Annotated in this window: 15 protein-coding genes; 2 read left to right on the top strand and 13 right to left on the bottom strand. The window is 67.3% G+C overall.

Going from position 1 to position 15348, the window contains the following annotated elements; genetic code table 11:
- Positions 1 to 132: 132 nt before the first annotated feature.
- Positions 133 to 2268: a M3 family metallopeptidase gene (locus tag ASE69_RS01230; RefSeq protein WP_056481798.1), complete on the bottom strand. Its 2136-nt coding sequence runs from the start codon at positions 2266 to 2268 to the stop codon at positions 133 to 135.
- Between the two features lie 144 nt (positions 2269 to 2412).
- Between ASE69_RS01230 and ASE69_RS01225 the strand changes: the two genes are divergently transcribed.
- Positions 2413 to 2682 carry a DUF1488 family protein gene (locus ASE69_RS01225; protein ID WP_056058830.1) on the top strand — a complete coding sequence of 90 codons (270 nt, stop codon included), beginning with the start codon at positions 2413 to 2415 and terminating at the stop codon, positions 2680 to 2682.
- A gap of 91 nt (positions 2683 to 2773) precedes the next feature.
- Here ASE69_RS01225 and ASE69_RS22355 read toward each other — a convergent pair whose 3' ends face one another.
- From ASE69_RS22355 to ASE69_RS01195, 7 genes are read right to left on the bottom strand one after another with little or no spacing between them, the layout of a single operon-like run.
- Entirely contained in the window at positions 2774 to 2932 is a 159-nt protein-coding gene (locus tag ASE69_RS22355) for a hypothetical protein (protein ID WP_235517901.1), read from the bottom strand.
- 47 nt (positions 2933 to 2979) lie between these two features.
- Positions 2980 to 3756 (bottom strand): precorrin-6A synthase (deacetylating), encoded by a 777-nt coding sequence (gene cobF, locus ASE69_RS01220; RefSeq protein ID WP_056481795.1) that lies wholly within the window; start codon positions 3754 to 3756, stop codon positions 2980 to 2982.
- Entirely contained in the window at positions 3753 to 4481 is a 729-nt protein-coding gene (gene cobA, locus ASE69_RS01215) for a uroporphyrinogen-III C-methyltransferase (protein ID WP_056481792.1), read from the bottom strand. The genes cobF and cobA overlap by 4 nt, the downstream gene beginning before the upstream one ends.
- Positions 4478 to 5785, bottom strand: a complete 1308-nt coding sequence (locus tag ASE69_RS01210; protein WP_056481789.1) for a cobyrinate a,c-diamide synthase — start codon at positions 5783 to 5785, stop codon at positions 4478 to 4480. Before ASE69_RS01210 ends, cobA begins: the two co-directional genes overlap by 4 nt.
- Positions 5782 to 6567: a precorrin-4 C(11)-methyltransferase gene (gene cobM / locus ASE69_RS01205; protein ID WP_056481786.1), complete on the bottom strand. Its 786-nt coding sequence runs from the start codon at positions 6565 to 6567 to the stop codon at positions 5782 to 5784. Before cobM ends, ASE69_RS01210 begins: the two co-directional genes overlap by 4 nt.
- Complete coding sequence (locus tag ASE69_RS01200) at positions 6564 to 6941, bottom strand: cobalamin biosynthesis protein (RefSeq protein ID WP_235517898.1); 378 nt, start codon at positions 6939 to 6941, stop codon at positions 6564 to 6566. The genes cobM and ASE69_RS01200 overlap by 4 nt, the downstream gene beginning before the upstream one ends.
- Positions 6923 to 8122 (bottom strand): bifunctional cobalt-precorrin-7 (C(5))-methyltransferase/cobalt-precorrin-6B (C(15))-methyltransferase, encoded by a 1200-nt coding sequence (locus ASE69_RS01195; RefSeq protein WP_056481780.1) that lies wholly within the window; start codon positions 8120 to 8122, stop codon positions 6923 to 6925. Before ASE69_RS01195 ends, ASE69_RS01200 begins: the two co-directional genes overlap by 19 nt.
- Between ASE69_RS01195 and ASE69_RS01190 the strand changes: the two genes are divergently transcribed.
- A complete protein-coding gene (locus ASE69_RS01190) occupies positions 8121 to 8870 on the top strand; it encodes a cobalt-precorrin-6A reductase (protein ID WP_056481777.1) in 750 nt (249 codons plus the stop codon). The two genes, ASE69_RS01195 and ASE69_RS01190, sit on opposite strands and share 2 nt — an antisense overlap.
- On the opposite strand, the gene cobJ is transcribed toward ASE69_RS01190, so the two are convergent.
- From cobJ to cobN, 5 genes are read right to left on the bottom strand one after another with little or no spacing between them, the layout of a single operon-like run.
- Positions 8846 to 9595 (bottom strand): precorrin-3B C(17)-methyltransferase, encoded by a 750-nt coding sequence (gene cobJ / locus ASE69_RS01185; protein ID WP_056481774.1) that lies wholly within the window; start codon positions 9593 to 9595, stop codon positions 8846 to 8848. The genes ASE69_RS01190 and cobJ overlap by 25 nt on opposite strands.
- Positions 9592 to 10329: a precorrin-2 C(20)-methyltransferase gene (gene cobI / locus ASE69_RS01180; protein ID WP_056481771.1), complete on the bottom strand. Its 738-nt coding sequence runs from the start codon at positions 10327 to 10329 to the stop codon at positions 9592 to 9594. Before cobI ends, cobJ begins: the two co-directional genes overlap by 4 nt.
- Positions 10326 to 10955: a precorrin-8X methylmutase gene (locus ASE69_RS01175; protein WP_056481768.1), complete on the bottom strand. Its 630-nt coding sequence runs from the start codon at positions 10953 to 10955 to the stop codon at positions 10326 to 10328. Before ASE69_RS01175 ends, cobI begins: the two co-directional genes overlap by 4 nt.
- Positions 10956 to 12101, bottom strand: a complete 1146-nt coding sequence (locus ASE69_RS01170) for a cobalamin biosynthesis protein CobG (RefSeq protein WP_056481765.1) — start codon at positions 12099 to 12101, stop codon at positions 10956 to 10958.
- Positions 12098 to 15343 (bottom strand): cobaltochelatase subunit CobN, encoded by a 3246-nt coding sequence (cobN, locus tag ASE69_RS01165; protein WP_056481762.1) that lies wholly within the window; start codon positions 15341 to 15343, stop codon positions 12098 to 12100. Before cobN ends, ASE69_RS01170 begins: the two co-directional genes overlap by 4 nt.
- Positions 15344 to 15348: the final 5 nt, after the last annotated feature.

Below are 15348 nucleotides of genomic sequence, written 5' to 3'. Positions count from 1 at the left end.
CTAGCGAGATCGATCGATCGTCACTCCCGGGGCTGCGCCTATTGGCACGACGAGACAGTCGGATGACCGTTACGCTACAGATTTAATATGGTGCGGTGCAGCGGTCCAAAAGGCCGCTGCACCGCCGCTGCATTACTTCGCGCCCGCCGTCAGGCCCCGGTCTTCGAGCATCGGACCGATATCGGGGTCCTTGCCGTAGAACGCCTTGAACATCGGACCGTAATCCTCGGTATGGCCCTTCGACAGGATCATGTCGCGGAAGCGCTGGCCGTTCGCGCGCGTCAGCCCACCATGCGCCATGAACCACGCATAGGCGTCGTTATCGAGCATCTGCGTCCACAGATACGCATAGTAGCCGGCCGCATAGCCACCCGCCCAGATGTGCGCGAAATAGCTGGTGCGATAGCGCGGCGGCACGTCCTTCGTGTCCAGCCCCATCGAATTCAGCGCCTTGGTCTCGAACGCGTCGACGTCCTGCGGCCCGGCTGACGCCGGCAGCGAATGCCAGTCCTGATCCAGCGTCGCCGCCGCGACCAGCTCGCCAAGCTCATACCCCTGGTTGAACTTCGCCGCATTCTTGATCTTCGTGACGAGCGCCTGCGGCATCACCGCGCCGGTGCGGTAATCCTTGGCATAGTTCGCGAACACCTTGGGATCGAGCGCCCAATGCTCGTTGAACTGCGACGGGAACTCGACCCAGTCGCGCGCGGTGTTGGTGCCCGACACCAGCGGATAGGTCTGGTTCGCGAACAGGCCGTGCAGCGCATGGCCGAATTCGTGGAACATCGTCGTGACGTCGTCGAACGTGATCAGCGCGGGCTGGCCCGGCGCGGGCTTGGTGAAGTTGCCGACGTTATAGACGACCGGCTTGGTCTTCAGCAGCTTCGACTGGCCGACGAAGTTCGACATCCAGGCACCGCCTGCCTTGTTGTCGCGCTTCCAGTAATCGAAATACATCAGGCCCAGTTCGGAGCCGTCCTTGTCGAACACCGTGAACACGCGGATATCCGGCTGGTAGGTCGGGATGTCGCGGCGTTCCTTGAAGGTGACGCCGTAGAGCTGATTGGCGGCGAAGAACACGCCGTCGGTCAACACGCGGGAAATCTCGAAATACGGCTTCAGCTCGTTCTGGTCTAGGTCGTACTTGGCCTTCCGCACCTTGTCCGAATAGAAATCCCAGTCGGACGGCGCGAGCGGGAACGAGGTGCCGGTCGCGTTGATCGTCTTCTGCAACTCGGCCGCCTCGCGACGCTGCTCCGCGGCGGTCGCGGGGACGAGCTGCGTCATGAACCCCTTCGCCGCCGCAGGTGTCTTCGCCATCTGGTCGTACAGCGAATAGGCGGCGTAGTTCGGATAGCCGAGCAGCTGCGCCTTCTGCGCGCGCAACTGCGCGATTTTCTGGATGAGCGCGCGCGTGTCATTGGCGTCGCCGCGCTTCGACCGGTTCCAGCTCTTCTCGAACAGCGCCGCACGGGTCGCGCGGTCGGAGAGCGAGGCGAGCGCCGGCTGCTGCGTCGTGTTCTGTAGCGACAGCACGTATTTGCCGAGCATCCCCCGCTCCTTCGCGCCCTCGGCAGCGGCGGCGATCTCCGCATCGCTCAGCCCGGCGAGCTTGGCCTTGTCGTCAACCACTAGGGCACCCGCCTTGGTGCCGGCGAGCAGCTTCTGCTGAAAGTCGGTCGTCGCGGTCGAGATCTGTGTGTTGAGCAACCGCAGCTTGGCCTTGTCGGCATCGTTCAACTGCGCGCCGGCATGGAGGAAATCGCTGTGATAGATCTCGAGGACCTGCTTCTGCTCGGCATCGAGGCCTAGCGAATCCTTCTTTGCGTACAGTGCCTGGACGCGTGCGAAGAGCTTCGGGTCGAGATAGATCGCGTCGCTGTGCTGCGCGAGCTTGGGCGCCTCGGCAGACCGTACCGCGTCGAGTGCGTCGTTGGTGTTCGCCTGCGACACGCCGAAGAACGCCTGGCTCGCGCGGTCGAGCGTGCGGCCCGAGCGCTCCATCGCCTCGATCGTGTTCGCGAAGGTCGGTGCCGCGGGATTGTTCGCGATCGCCTTCATCTCGGCGATCTGTTCCGCCATGCCCTGTTCCAGCGCGGGCTGGTAATCGGCGTCGGTGATCTGGTCGAAGCGCGGCGCCTGGAACGGCAGCGTGCTGGGGACGGTCAGCGGATTGACGCGCGACGATTTGGCGGGGGTTTGCGCGGAGGCGGCGCTGGCGATGCAGCAGAGGATGGCGGCGGAACGAAGCAGGCTGGAACGCGACATTGACGACTCACAATGGCAGGAGTGATGCCCCTATCCTTGCCCTGCCGCAGCCCTTGTTACAATCGGTTAGCAAACCGCCCGGTTGAGCGCTTGCACTGCCGCCCGCTCGCAGGCAGTAGGCGGTCAAACCCCAGGAGTTCCGACATGGCAAATACCCTCGAAATCGATCAGGCGAGCGTCGTCGACAACGACATCCAGAAGCAGATCGAGTTTTCCGGCGAGTTCGACGGCGACGAATATGAGTTCGCGGTCAAGTACGCGGTTCTGAAGGAACTGAGCGGCGACGAACCCGAGGACGACGGCATCGAACTGTTCAATCGTTTCAACGACGACATCGTCGATGCCTGCCTTGCGGCCATCGAGCGTAAGCCGAATGCATCGACGATCATCGTCGACGAAGACGATCTCGAATAACAGCGACGAGGGCGGATGGCGGCTGCCCGTTGGCGCCGTCATCCGCCCCGGTTTGCCGACGATAGATTGGAGCGCGATTGGCGCGCGCGCTTCAGTCGCCGGTCACGAACCTTCGGATACGGGTCGAGTAGCGACTGCCGACGAGCAAGGTCACGCCGAACAGCATCGATACACCCCATATCGCCGCGAAGACGATGATGACGATCTTCATCTTGGTCGAGCTCCGGTCGTATTTCGCTGCCCGGCGCATACGCCGCACCGTCCGGATACTCCCTGAACGTAGTAGCAATCGGAGGTTCAGCGTAACCTGAGTTCGTCGATCGGAACGACGCGGCGCAAAAGATAGATGTCCATGATCCAGCCATGCCGCTCCCTGAGGCTGGCACGAGCCTCGACAATCCGTTCGGCCGCCTCGTCCAGGGAACCGGCAATCAGCATCTGATATGCCATGCCTAAATAGGCACCCCACCAGATCTCGATACCGCGAAAATCCAGCGTGCTGAATGCGCAATCCCCGTCGAGCATGACCGCGATCGTATCGACGCCCACCGGCCACCCCCCTGCCCTCAATTTGCGTCCCGTCGTGATGAGAACCGGCGCGCCGACCGTATTCAAGGGTATGGCATGCGCTGCGGTCAGCGCCTGGAGACTGGTGATGCCAGGTTCGACCGTCACGGTGATCGCTAGGCCATCAGCGCGCAACCGATCGGCGATCCGCAACGTGCTGTCGTAGAGCGATGGGTCGCCCCAGACGAGCAACGCCAGGCGGCCACCGGTCGGCAAATGCCGTGCAATCTCGTCTCGCCAAGCGAGCGCGATCGCGTCGTGCCATCGCTCGACCGCACTCAGATACGGCGCGGCCGTGTCGCGTTCGGGTAGGTCGAACTCGACGACACGGGTGGCAGCGGTCAGAACGTCTGCGCAGATGGTGCGGCGCAGGTCGATCAGGTCGGACTTCGCCTCACCCTTGCGCGGCAGCAGGATCAGGTCGGCTGCGTTCATCGCAGCGATCGCGGCGCGCGTGAGGTGATCGGGGTTGCCGGTGCCCATGCCGATGAGGTGAAGGTCGATCACTCCCCGGCCTCGTGATCCATCAGCGGACCGTAGAGGATCAGCGCGGGCTTGCTGGAAAAGCCTGCCTCCAACTGTGCGGCGAGGTCGGCGATCGTCGTGCGTGTCAGGGCTTGGTCGGGGTGGCCGACATTCTCTGCAATCAGCGCGGGCGTATCGGGGGAAAGCCCGTGCTCGATCAGCGACGTGGCCAGCGCGGGGAACGTACGCTTTGGCATGAACACCACCGTCGTCGCGTCGGGATCGGCGAGCGCCGCCATGTTGCGCTGTTCGGGAAGGTCGCCCGTAACATCGTGACCGGTGACGAACTGGACGCGGCGCGCGCTGAGCCGCCGCGTGAGCGGGATCTGTGCGACGGCAGCCGCGGCGCTGGCGGCGCTGATGCCGGGGATGATCTCGAACATTATGCCCGCTGCTCTCAGCGCGACGATCTCCTCCTCGAGGCGGCCGAACATGCCCGGGTCGCCGGACTTCAGGCGGACCACGCGGATTCCGGTCCGGGCGTATTCGACGAGCAGTTGAGAGACATGCGCTTGGCTTGGCGACGGACGACCGGCGCGCTTCCCTACCGCGATCAGGTCGGCGCCGGAGCGGGCATGGCTCAGAACGGCCGAAGACAGATCGTCGAACAGGACCGCGTCCGCTGCCTGCAACCGAGACACCGCCTTCAGCGTCAGCAATTCGGGATCGCCGGGCCCGGAGCCGACGAACGAGACGAAACCGGTCATGGCGTGGCGGCGATCATGTGGAAGAAACTGCCCGAGACGTGGCCACGATACGAGCCGGTTTCGGGAACGGCGTTGCCCTCCGCATCGGTGACGTGCGCGAGCGGAGCGTCGGGCTGATCGATGATCGTGGAGTAATGGAATTCATGGCCGGTCAGCGCCGCGCCGACCGCGACGCTCCCCATCGGCGCAAGCAATGTCGCGCGGCGATACCCGAGGTGCATCTTCCGCTGGGCATAGCTGGTGGCGAGGCCGAGCAAGCCTGTCATCCGGTGGCTCACGCCGTCCGCGTCGATCAGCGCTTCGCCGAGCGCCATGTAACCGCCGCACTCGCCGTGGACCGGGCGGGTCTTCGCGAACTCGGTCAGGCTTGCATGGAACCGGTGCGCTTCGGCGAGCTTGCCCGCGTGGAGTTCGGGGTAGCCACCGGGGAGCCAGACGAGGTCGGCATCCACGGCGGGCATCTCGTCGGCAAGCGGGGAGAAGGGCAGGATTTCTGCCCCCGCGCGCCGCCAGCCTTCGAGGACGTGCGCGTAGGTAAACGAGAAGGCTGCGTCCTGCGCGAGGGCGATACGTTGTGCCGGGGGGCGTATCCAGTTTGGCGCGCTTGCCGGCCTGATGTTGGCGGTCGCGGCGTCACGGAGCGCGGGGATGTCGACATGCGCGCGCAGGAATTCGGCATATTCGGCGATCCGCGCGTCGAGATCGGGATGTTCCACCGCCTGCACCAGCCCGAGATGGCGTTCAGGCAGCTTAAGGTCGCCGCGCCGTGGCAATGCCCCGAACACGCGAATGCCTACAGCGTCCATGCCGCTACGCGCGAGGCGTTCGTGGCGGGGGCTGGCGACGCGGTTCAGGATTACGCCGGCGATCCGGACGCTGGGGTCGTAGCGGCTGAAGCCGAGCGCGGTGGCGGCGGCAGACTGCGCCTGCCCCGAGACGTCGATCACCAGCACGACCGGCCAGCCCATCCGGCGGGCGATGTCGGCGCTGGCACCGTTGCCGGTCGCGCCCGGTTTCGCGACCCCATCGAACAGGCCCATCGATCCCTCCGAGAGCGCGAAGTCCGCGTCGTCGGCTTTAGCCGCAAGGGTGTCGAGCATTGTTGCAGGCATCGACCAGCTGTCGAGATTGAACGATGCGCGACCGCTGGCAGCGCGATGGAAGGCTGGGTCGATATAGTCGGGGCCACTCTTGAACGGCTGCACCGCAACGCCTTCGTCACGGAGTGCGCGGAGGAGGCCAAGCATGACGGTGGTCTTGCCCATGCCCGATGCGGGCGCGGCGACCATCAAGCCGGGCATCATGCCTCGCCTCCCGCGAACTTCGAGTCCGCTGATTGTGGCCGAAAACGGCGGTCGTAGCCTGTCGCGTAGAGGCTGCTTTCCGTAAAATCCTGCGCGGCAAGTGCTTGGCCAACGAGGATTAGTGCGGTGCGATCGGGTCTGCCCGTGACGGCATCGGCGATCGTCGCGAGGGTCGCGCGCGCGATCTGCTGGTCTGGCCAGCTCGCACGCCAGACGATAGCGACCGGGCAATCGGTACCGTGGAACGGCGTGAGGTCCGCGATCACCTGCGCGAGATTGTGGACCGAAAGATGGATCGCGAGCGTCGCGCCCGTAGCGGCGAACGCGGTCAACGTCTCGGCGGGCGGCATCGTGCTGGCGCGGCCGGGCGTGCGCGTGAGCACCACCGACTGCGCGAGTTCGGGCAGCGTCAGTTCGACCTCCAGCGCGGCGGCGGCGGCGGCGAAGGCGGGTACGCCGGGGGTGATCGTGAACGTGATGTTGAGCGCGCGGAGGCGGCGGAGTTGCTCGCCCATCGCCGACCAGATCGACAGGTCGCCGGAGTGGAGCCGGGCGACGTCCTGGCCGGCGTCGTGCGCGGTCTGGATCTCGGCGATGATCTCGTCGAGCGACAAGGACGCGGTGTTGACGATGCGGGCGCCGGGCGGACAATGATCGAGCATCGCCGCAGGAATTAGCGAGCCCGCATAGAGACATACGGGCGATCCGGCGATCCGGTCGCGCCCGCGGAGCGTAAGCAGGTCGGGCGCGCCTGGGCCTGCGCCGATGAAGTGGACGGTCATGCGAATCCTTCTGCGATGGCGCACGTCGCCATGCGGTCGTGGGAAATGTGGCGCGGTGTCAGCAACCGCGCGCCGGGTCCTGCCGCAGCGAGTGCGCAAGCTTCGGCGACGCTGCCAGTCTGGCGTATCTTCAGGCTAAAAGCCGACTTCGTGGCCGTTTGTGCAGCGCGTAGCGCATCTGGGTCGATAGCGACCAGGAGCAGATCCAGCGCTTCGGCAAGCCGTTCGACCAACGGAGCCTTGTCGCGGGGGGTGGTAAGCCGCGTGATCTGCGGCTGGCCCTGCCGCGCGCTGGCGAGCGCATCTTGCAGCGATGCCAGCGTGGCCTCCGCGCGGAACCCGAAGCCAGCCACGATCACAGCGTGACGCTCCATTGAACGACCGGATAGCTCGCACGCCAGCCGCGTCGCGTGCCGAGCGGGGTGGCTTCCGACAGTTCCACGCGCAGCAGCGTGCCGCCCTTCAGTCCGTGCCAGCGCGACAACAACGCCTCGGATTCGAGCGTCACTGCGTTGGCGACCAGGCGTGGGCCAATCGGCAGCCTGGCCCACAATGTTTCGAGCAAGGCTTCGGAGAGGCCGCCGCCAACGAAGACCGCATCTGGTGCCGCGTGACCTTCGAGTGCTTCCGGTGCACGGCCCAGGACCACACGAAGTTGGTCGACGCCCAGGGCTGCGGCGTTGCTCTTGGCTCGGCTGGCGCGGATGGGGTCGGCTTCGAATGCGGTGGCGTGCGTTGACGGATGAGCCAGCAACCATTCGATGCCGATCGAGCCAGAGCCCGCGCCGATGTCCCACAGCGTCTCGCCGGGCCTTGGGGCGAGCGCGGACAATGTCAGCGCGCGAACCGGGCGCTTGGTAAGCTGGCCGTCATGATCGAACCAAGTGTCCGGCAGGCCGGATGTGCGAGGCACGACCATGCCCTGCCCCGCGAAGACGATCCCCACCGCGACGGGATGCACGATGTCGTCATCATCGAGATTGGCTGCCGCGATGTCGCGAACACGCTCGCGCGGCCCGCCGAGCGCTTCGAGAATGTGCAGGCGCGATTGCCCGAAGCCGAGGTCGAAGAGATACCGTGCCAATCCGGCAACCGCCGCGCCGTCGCGGACCAGCACGATCGCGCGACGACCGGGTACGATATGCCGGCGGAGGCGGGTAAAAGGTGCGGCGTGGAGACCCAGGCAACTGGTTTCCTCGATAGGCCAGCCGAGGCGCGAGGCGGCGAGACCGAATGTCGAGGGCGCGGGGTGCGCTACCCATTCGCCGGGATCGAGGTGGCGCGTGATCGACGTACCCGCACCGAACCAGAACGGATCGCCGGATACGAGCATCGCGACGCGCTTGCCACGGTGCGCGAGCAGCCGAGTGACACCGTCGCTGAACGGGACTGGCCAGGGTTCGACCGCGCTCTTAAGATCCGGGAGCAACGCGAGGTGGCGGGGCGCGCCAGTCACGAGCTCGACTTGCGCCAATGCGGCCTTCGCCGACGCGGACAGGCCATCCGCGCCGTCTTCGCCTATACCGATGATCGTCAGCCAGGGAGTGTCAGCCATGTCGAACATCCTGGTGCTGGGCGGCACCACCGAGGCCAGCGCGCTTGCCGCGGCGCTGGCTGCGCGGGGCAACGATGCGGTGCTGAGCTATGCCGGACGCGTCGCCGAACCGAAAGCGCAACCGATCCCGGTGCGCATCGGCGGGTTTGGCGGCATCGAGGGGCTTGTCCGCTATCTGAGCGAACATCGCGTGACGCATCTGGTCGACGCGACGCACCCCTTCGCGGCTCGGATGAGCGCAAACGCGGTTCTCGCGGCGGAGCGCGCCGGTGTTGCGCATATTGCACTGACGCGGCCTGCTTGGTTGCCGGTCGCTGGCGATCGGTGGGCGCGCGTGGCCGATATCGACGCTGCGATTGCGGCGCTGAACGGACCGCCGCGGCGCGTGATGCTGGCGCTGGGGCGGATGCACGTCGACGCGTTTGCGGAGCAGCCGCAGCATGATTATCTGCTGCGGTTCGTCGATATCCCCGACCAGCCGCCGGGGTTGCCGCGTCATCATCTCGTGGTCGACCGTGGGCCGTTCGATGTCGAGGGCGATCGGCAGTTGATGGAGGCGCACGGCATCGAAGTCGTGGTCTGCAAGAACGCTGGTGGCACCGGGGCGTCGGCCAAACTGCATGCGGCGCGCGCGCTTGGCCTCTCGGTGATCATGATCGATCGGCCTGCCCTGCCCGCTCGACGCGAGGTGCATGCGGTGGCGGATGTGATGCGCTGGCTCGATCATGCTGCCGACCGAGGGGTGTAGAGGATCGGTCCCGCTGGGCGCTCGATAACGCGCGTCAGGCTGGAGCCGATGATGATCATCGTCCGCATGTCCGCCATGTCCGCGCGGGCTTCGGTCAGGGGCACGATGCGGAGCGTTTCCTCGGGCGTGGAAACCGCGCGGGCGAACAGGACGGGGCGGTCGTCGGCGCAGGTTTCGCGAAGGAGGTCGAAGATGCGGATCAGGCCGTCGGAGCGCGCCTTCGATCGCGGATTGTAGAAGGCGATCGCGAAGTCGGCTTCGGCGGCGAGGCGCACGCGGCGTTCGATCACGCCCCACGGCTTCAGATTGTCCGACAGGTTGATCGCGCAGAAGTCATGCCCGAGCGGTGCGCCCGCACGTGCACTGGCGGCGAGCATCGCGGTGATGCCGGGGAGGACGCGGATATCGATGTCGCGCCAGTCTGGGGGACCGGCTTCGAGGGCTTCGAACACCGCCGCCGCCATTGCGAACACGCCGGGGTCGCCCGACGAGACCACCACAACGCGGTGGCCTTGGGCGGCGAGTTCGAGCGCGTGCGTGGCGCGATCGAGTTCGACGCGGTTGTCGGTCGGGTGGAGCGTCAGGCCTTCGCGGGGGGCGACGCGCGCGACATAGGGGATGTAGCCGATGACGTCGGTCGCGTCCGCGAGCGCCGCGGTGACTTCGGGCGTCACGAGCGCTTCGTCGCCGGGGCCAAGGCCGGCGATCGCGAGCCAGCCGGTCATGGCCGCCGCCCCTGCCCGTGGATCAGCAGGATCGAGAAATAGGGCGTGATCGCCTCCGCATCGCACAGCCTAGTCACGCGCTGATCGGCCATCGCGGCGTATTCGACCAGCCACGCTTCGGCTTCGCGCCCCGCAGCGGCGACGGCGCGGCGGAGCTTGGCGAGGTGGCGGCCGATCTTCATGACCACCAGCGCGTCGGTGTCGCGGATGCGGCGGACAAGATCGTCTTCGGGAAGCGTGCCCATCAGGACCGTCAGGACGTCGTCGCCCCAGGTAATCGGCGCGCCGCTGGCCGTCCATGCGCCGGACATGCCCGTGATGCCGGGCACGACCTTAACCGGCGCGATCGTCTGGAGGCGCGTGTAGAGATGCATGAACGAACCGTAGAAGAACGGGTCGCCTTCGCAGAGGACCACAACGTCCTCGCCCGCGTTTGCAAGCGTTGCGAGTCGGTCGATGCAGGTGGCGTAGAAAGCGGACAGGCAGTCGTTGTAGCGCGGGTCCGAGACCGGGATCTCGGTGGTGACGGGGTATTCCATCGGGAATTCGATCACGTCGTCGCGGAGCATGCCGTCGACGATCTTTCGCGCCTGGCCGGGGCGACCGGCCTTGCGGAAATAGGCGATGTGGTGCGCACCGCGGACGAGGCGGTCCGAACGGACGCTCATCAGGTCCTGCGCGCCGGGGCCCAAGCCTACGCCGTGGATCGTGCCCCCAGTTCTTACGGGTGTCATTCCGTGCCGCTCGCAAGCGCGTTGATCGCGGCGACGGTGATCGCGCTGCCGCCCATCCGGCCTTCCACGACGACGCAAGGCACGGGCTGGTCGGTCGACAGCGCCGCCTTGGATTCGACCGCGCCGACGAAGCCGACCGGGCAGCCGATGATCGCCGCGGGACGCGGGCAATCGGGGTCTTCAAGCATGTTGAGCAGGTGGAACAACGCGGTCGGCGCATTGCCGATCGCGACGACGGCACCGGCAAGATGCGGGCGCCAGAGTTCGAGTGCGGCGGCGGATCGGGTATTGCCCATCGTCCGCGCGAGTTCGGGCGTTTCGGGCGCGTGGAGCGTGCAGACGATGCGGTTGTCGGCAGGCAATCTGGCCTTCGTGATGCCTTCGGTGACCATCCGGGCGTCGCACAGGATCGGGGCGCCGGCTTGAAGCGCGCGACGAGCCTCCACTGCGAACGTCGGCGTGAAGCGGATGTGCTCGGCTAGGCCGACGAGCCCGGCGGCATGGATCATGCGGACCGCGACGGGCTCCTCCTCGGGCGAGAAGCGGGCGAGATCGGCTTCGGCGCGGATTATCGCGAAGGACTGGCGGTAGATCGCCGCGCCGTCGGTTTCATAGGCGTACGGCATTCAGGCGGCTCCGAACTGGGCGAGGATCTGCGCGACGTTAAGGCCTGCGCGGGAGGGTGGTGCGCCGGCACGCGCATCGAACGCGAGGTCGTAGCGGCCTTCGCGGCCGGTCAGCGTCACGTCGGCGGGGGCGGCGCGCGCGCATCCCTTGGCGCAGCCGGAGACGTGGAGGCGGCCGGTGATATGCGGCGCCAGGCGTCGGGCGAGCGCTCGCGTCACGACACTGCCCTGCGGACAGGCTGGCGCGCCGACGCAGGCGTCCGCGTGAAGCGCTGGCGAGGCGGGGTCGGTGATGAAGTCGACCGGGTCGGGTTCAATTAGAAGCGCCGCGTCGGCTTCGCAGATGGCAATGTGCCAAGGCGTGATGCGGATCGCTGCAATTGCTCGCTCGGAGTCGACGTAGCGTGCCAGCGCGCGCGCTGCGATGCGACCGAATGGCAGGCCTAGCGCGAGTCCTAGGGAATGCTGTCCGACGTGAAGCGGTGGCGCGCTTGCGGCAGGAGGGGTTGTTGGGGCTGCCCAGTCCGGCAGTATGGCGCTGTGGCGTACCATGCGACCACTGGCGGTGCCGCCGCTGTCGACGAACCAGTGCGCGAGTGCGATCAACCGGTCGACTTCGGTGCCGGGCGATACCGGCGTGCCAAGGGTCCGGCCGTCTGCGCGGAGGATAAGCGTTCCAGACCCAGCGCGCTCGATGCGGAAGTCGGCGGGGGCGTCTTGCAACACCGGCTCTACCCGAGCGTCGATCGCGAAGCCTATTTTGCCGGGGAGTTCGGGCAAGTCCGCCAGACGCGCGCGTAAAAGCTCGGCGATGCGGTGGGTGTCGTCGCCTGTCCGCCATTCTGGCGCGACGAGGATGTTCGCGCGCGCTTCCCGGATCGGATCGGGATCGATGAGGCCGAGGTCGAGCAGCGTGTCGATCAATGGACGCCAGCTTTCCTCGCGGACGCCGCGGATCTGGATGTTCGCGCGGCTGGTGAGGTCGATCAGGCCGTTGCCGTGCGCCGTCGCCGCCTCGCACAGGCCGAGGGTTTGCTCGCGCGTCAGGCGACCGAGCGGTGGGCGGATGCGGACCAACAGGCCGTCGCCGGCCATCATCGGGCGCCATGCGTCGGGGCACCAGCCTTTGACGACAAATGCGCTCATGCCGGCAGGTCCAGGCTCGCGAGGATCGAATTGCGGCGGGTCGGCCAGAGGTCGGCTGCGTGCAGGGCGGCAAAGCGCGCCTGCATCGCCGCGAGTGCGCCGGGGTTGGCGTCCGCGAGGAACGCTTGGACGTCGTCGCGGCCCAGCGTCGCGTCGTAATAGAGGTCGATCAGTTCGGGACGGACTGCGCTGGCGAGATGCGCGAAGGCGCCGAGATGATCGAGCGTGGCGGCGATCTCCGCGCCACCGCGAAAACCGTGGCGCATCATGCCGTCGACCCAGGCGGGGTGTGCCGCGCGGGCGTGGACGACGCGGGCGATCTCCTCGTTGAGCGGGCGGGCCTTGGCCTGGTTCGGATCGCGTGCGTCGAGATGGTAGAGCGTGGCGTTGCCCCCCGCGACCGATTGCGCGGCGGCGAAACCGGCTTCGTGTGCGGCGTAATCTGCGGCGAGGAGCAGGTCGGTTTCGGGCAGGTCCTGGACGTGGACGAAGGCATCGGCGGCGGCGACGCGGTCGCGGATGCCGGCGGGGTCGAAGCTGTCCTGGCCCCCTTCCCCATCGGCGTCGACCGCGTGGCTGGAGGCGGAGAGCCACGCTTGGCCGGCGGTCAGGCGCGCCTCCGGCGTATAGGTTTCGGCGGCGTCACCCATGCTGAGGCCGTAGCGGCCGGGTTCGGGACCGTAGACGCGCGCGGTGGCTGGCTTGCCGACGAACGGGTTCCAGTCGGCCGGTTCGTCGCGTGCGCCTAGGGCTCGCACGGCCTGGCCGAACATCGTGCAGAGTGTCGGGAAGGCGTCGCGGAACAGGCCGGATACGCGCAGGGTGACGTCGATGCGGGGGCGGTCGAAGTTGGCGAGCGGGAGGATCTCGACGCCCGTCACGCGGTCGGATTGCATGTCCCATACCGGTTCCGCGCCGAGCAGGTGGAGCGCCATCGCGAACTCTTCGCCGGCCGTTCGCATCGTCGCCGATGCCCATAAGTCGACGACGAGGTTGCGCGGGTAGTCGCCGTGATCCTGCAAATGGCGGCGGACGAGTTCGTCGGCGAGCTTCACGCCTTGGGTATGGGCGGCGCGCGACGGGACCGCGCGGGGGTCGGTCGTGTAGAGGTTGCGGCCGGTCGGGAGGACGTCGGCGCGACCTCGCCAGGGGGAGCCGGAGGGGCCGGGTGCGACGCGCTTGCCTTTGAGGGCCGACATTAGCCCAGCGCGTTCGGCATCGCCTTGCTCGCCGCGGCCGTAGATGTGGAGGCCGTCGCCATACTGGCTCTCCTTCACGTCGCAGACGAACGTGTCGATGCGGGTGATCGCTTCGGCTTGGGACTGTACGTCGTCGAGACCCAGCGTCGCGGCGAGGCCGGTGGCGGTGGCTTCGTCGCGGATGTCGCGTTGCAGGCGGTCGCGGCGGGCTGGATCGAGGCCGTCGGCGTTGGAGAATTCGTCGAGCAGCGCCTCGAGGCGGCCGAGACCGGCGCCGGTGCGCGTGCGCTCCAGCGGCGGCGGGACGTGGCCGAGCGTGACTGCGCCGATGCGGCGTTTGGCTTGGGCCGCTTCGCCGGGGTCGTTGACGATGAACGGGTAGATGACGGGCATCGCGCCAGTTAGCGCTTCGGGCCAGCAGGCGTCGGATAGCGCGACCGACTTGCCGGGCAGCCATTCGAGCGTGCCGTGCGCGCCGACATGCACCAGTGCGTCGGTGCCGCGCGCGTGGAGCCACAGGTAGAAGGCGACATAGGCGTGGCAGGGGCAACGCGAGATGTCGTGATATTCTTCCACGCGTTGCTCGGTTCGGCCGCGTTCGGGTTGGAGCGCGACGAGTGCCCCGCCTTGGTCGATCGCAGTGAACGTGAAGTCTTCGGTGGGTTCGCCCCAAGTTTCCAGAAGGTCCTTGTGCAGAGCTTCGGGAAGGTGCGCGAGGGCTTTGCGGTACTCGGCGAGCGGCCAGTGGATGCGTGACATGGCTAGATCGCTGGCGTCGGGGGTGATCGCGTAGCCCGCGTCCGTGAGGTCGGCGAGGATCGCTTGCGTGGAGGCTAGCGCGTCGAGGCCGACGGCGTGCGCCATCTGGTACGCCTTGCCGGGGTAGGTCGAGAGGATGATCGCGATGCGGTGGTCGGCGACGGGTTTGCTGGCGAGGTTCGTCCAGGCTTCGATCCGCGCGGCGATCGCGGTGATGCGGGCTGGGTCGGCGCGGTGTTCGCGGCGGGTGTATTCGAGGTCGCCGTCTCGCGCTAGGGCCTCCTTGAAGCTGGCGACGCCGGCGAAGAGGCGGCCGTCCACTTCGGGTAGCACGACGTGCATGGCGAGGTCGGCGGGTGACAGGCCTCGGGTCGCGCCGATCCAAGCCGCGCGGTCGGACGTGGCTAGCGCGATCTGGAAGACCGGAACGTTGGCACCGTCGAGCGGCGTGGTGTCGGTAGCGCCTCGTGCGGAGAACGCCGTTGCGTTGACGATCGCGGCGGGTTTCAGGGCTTCGACCCAGCGGCTCAACCAGCCGGCTGCGTCGGGGGCTTTCAGCGAGGGCGCGAAGAGGCCGATGACGTCGAAGCCTCGCGCGGTCAGCTTGGCGTGAAGCGCTTCGATCGGGTGGAGGTCCGCGGCGGTCAGGTACGAGCGGTAGAAGACGATCAGGATGCGGGGGCGTGTCGCGTTCAGGTGGAAGGCCGCCGGGCATGTCACGCCGTCATTCGGCTGCCAGCCGCCGACGTCGGCGATCGCTCGCACGCCGGTGACCGGGCCGGCGTAGATGCCTGCCGCGAGCGCGAACTGGGCCAGTGCCGCCTGCGCTGCGACCGCGCCGCCAGTGTCACAGAGATGGGCCAGGCGGTGGAGTGTAGAGAGCGTGATCGTCGAGGCGGCGTCGAGGCGGGTATCGATGCGGCCGTCCGCAGCGAGGACGGCGAGCGCGATGCCCCTCTCCTGCGCGAGGTTTTGGACCTGTTGCAGGCCGTAGCTCCAGTAGGAGCGCCCGCCGATCAGCCGGATCAGGATGCCTTTCGCGCGGGCCAGCGTCTGTTCGACATAGGTGTCGACCGAAAGCGGGTGCTGAAGCGCGGTCAGGTTGGCGAGGCGCAACGACGGCAGCCGACTTCCGGCGGCGTCCGCACGTTTCCAGCCCGCGGCGAACGCGCCGAGGTCACCGTCCGAGAACGAGAGCACGACGAGGTCCGCGGGGGATTGGGCGAGGTCCTGTGGGGCCGCGCTTTCCTCCAGCCCGTGGGTCTCGCGGAAGACGACGTGCATCGTGC

The organism is Sphingomonas sp. Leaf208, assembly GCF_001421415.1.
Classification (GTDB): domain Bacteria; phylum Pseudomonadota; class Alphaproteobacteria; order Sphingomonadales; family Sphingomonadaceae; genus Sphingomonas.
The sequence above is the reverse complement of the archived record's forward strand: the minus strand, read 5'-3'. Positions and strand labels throughout refer to the sequence as shown.

Coding starts and splice junctions, on each gene's coding strand:
- ASE69_RS01230 (WP_056481798.1), bottom strand. CDS start 2,268: ATGTCGCGTTCCAGCCTGCTTCGTTCCGCCGCCATCCTCTGCTGCATC.
- ASE69_RS01225 (WP_056058830.1), top strand. CDS start 2,413: ATGGCAAATACCCTCGAAATCGATCAGGCGAGCGTCGTCGACAACGAC.
- ASE69_RS22355 (WP_235517901.1), bottom strand. CDS start 2,932: ATGCGCCGGGCAGCGAAATACGACCGGAGCTCGACCAAGATGAAGATC.
- cobA (WP_056481792.1), bottom strand. CDS start 4,481: ATGACCGGTTTCGTCTCGTTCGTCGGCTCCGGGCCCGGCGATCCCGAA.
- ASE69_RS01210 (WP_056481789.1), bottom strand. CDS start 5,785: ATGATGCCCGGCTTGATGGTCGCCGCGCCCGCATCGGGCATGGGCAAG.
- cobM (WP_056481786.1), bottom strand. CDS start 6,567: ATGACCGTCCACTTCATCGGCGCAGGCCCAGGCGCGCCCGACCTGCTT.
- ASE69_RS01200 (WP_235517898.1), bottom strand. CDS start 6,941: ATGGAGCGTCACGCTGTGATCGTGGCTGGCTTCGGGTTCCGCGCGGAG.
- ASE69_RS01190 (WP_056481777.1), top strand. CDS start 8,121: ATGTCGAACATCCTGGTGCTGGGCGGCACCACCGAGGCCAGCGCGCTT.
- ASE69_RS01195 (WP_056481780.1), bottom strand. CDS start 8,122: ATGGCTGACACTCCCTGGCTGACGATCATCGGTATAGGCGAAGACGGC.
- cobJ (WP_056481774.1), bottom strand. CDS start 9,595: ATGACCGGCTGGCTCGCGATCGCCGGCCTTGGCCCCGGCGACGAAGCG.
- cobI (WP_056481771.1), bottom strand. CDS start 10,329: ATGACACCCGTAAGAACTGGGGGCACGATCCACGGCGTAGGCTTGGGC.
- ASE69_RS01175 (WP_056481768.1), bottom strand. CDS start 10,955: ATGCCGTACGCCTATGAAACCGACGGCGCGGCGATCTACCGCCAGTCC.
- ASE69_RS01170 (WP_056481765.1), bottom strand. CDS start 12,101: ATGAGCGCATTTGTCGTCAAAGGCTGGTGCCCCGACGCATGGCGCCCG.
- cobN (WP_056481762.1), bottom strand. CDS start 15,343: ATGCACGTCGTCTTCCGCGAGACCCACGGGCTGGAGGAAAGCGCGGCC.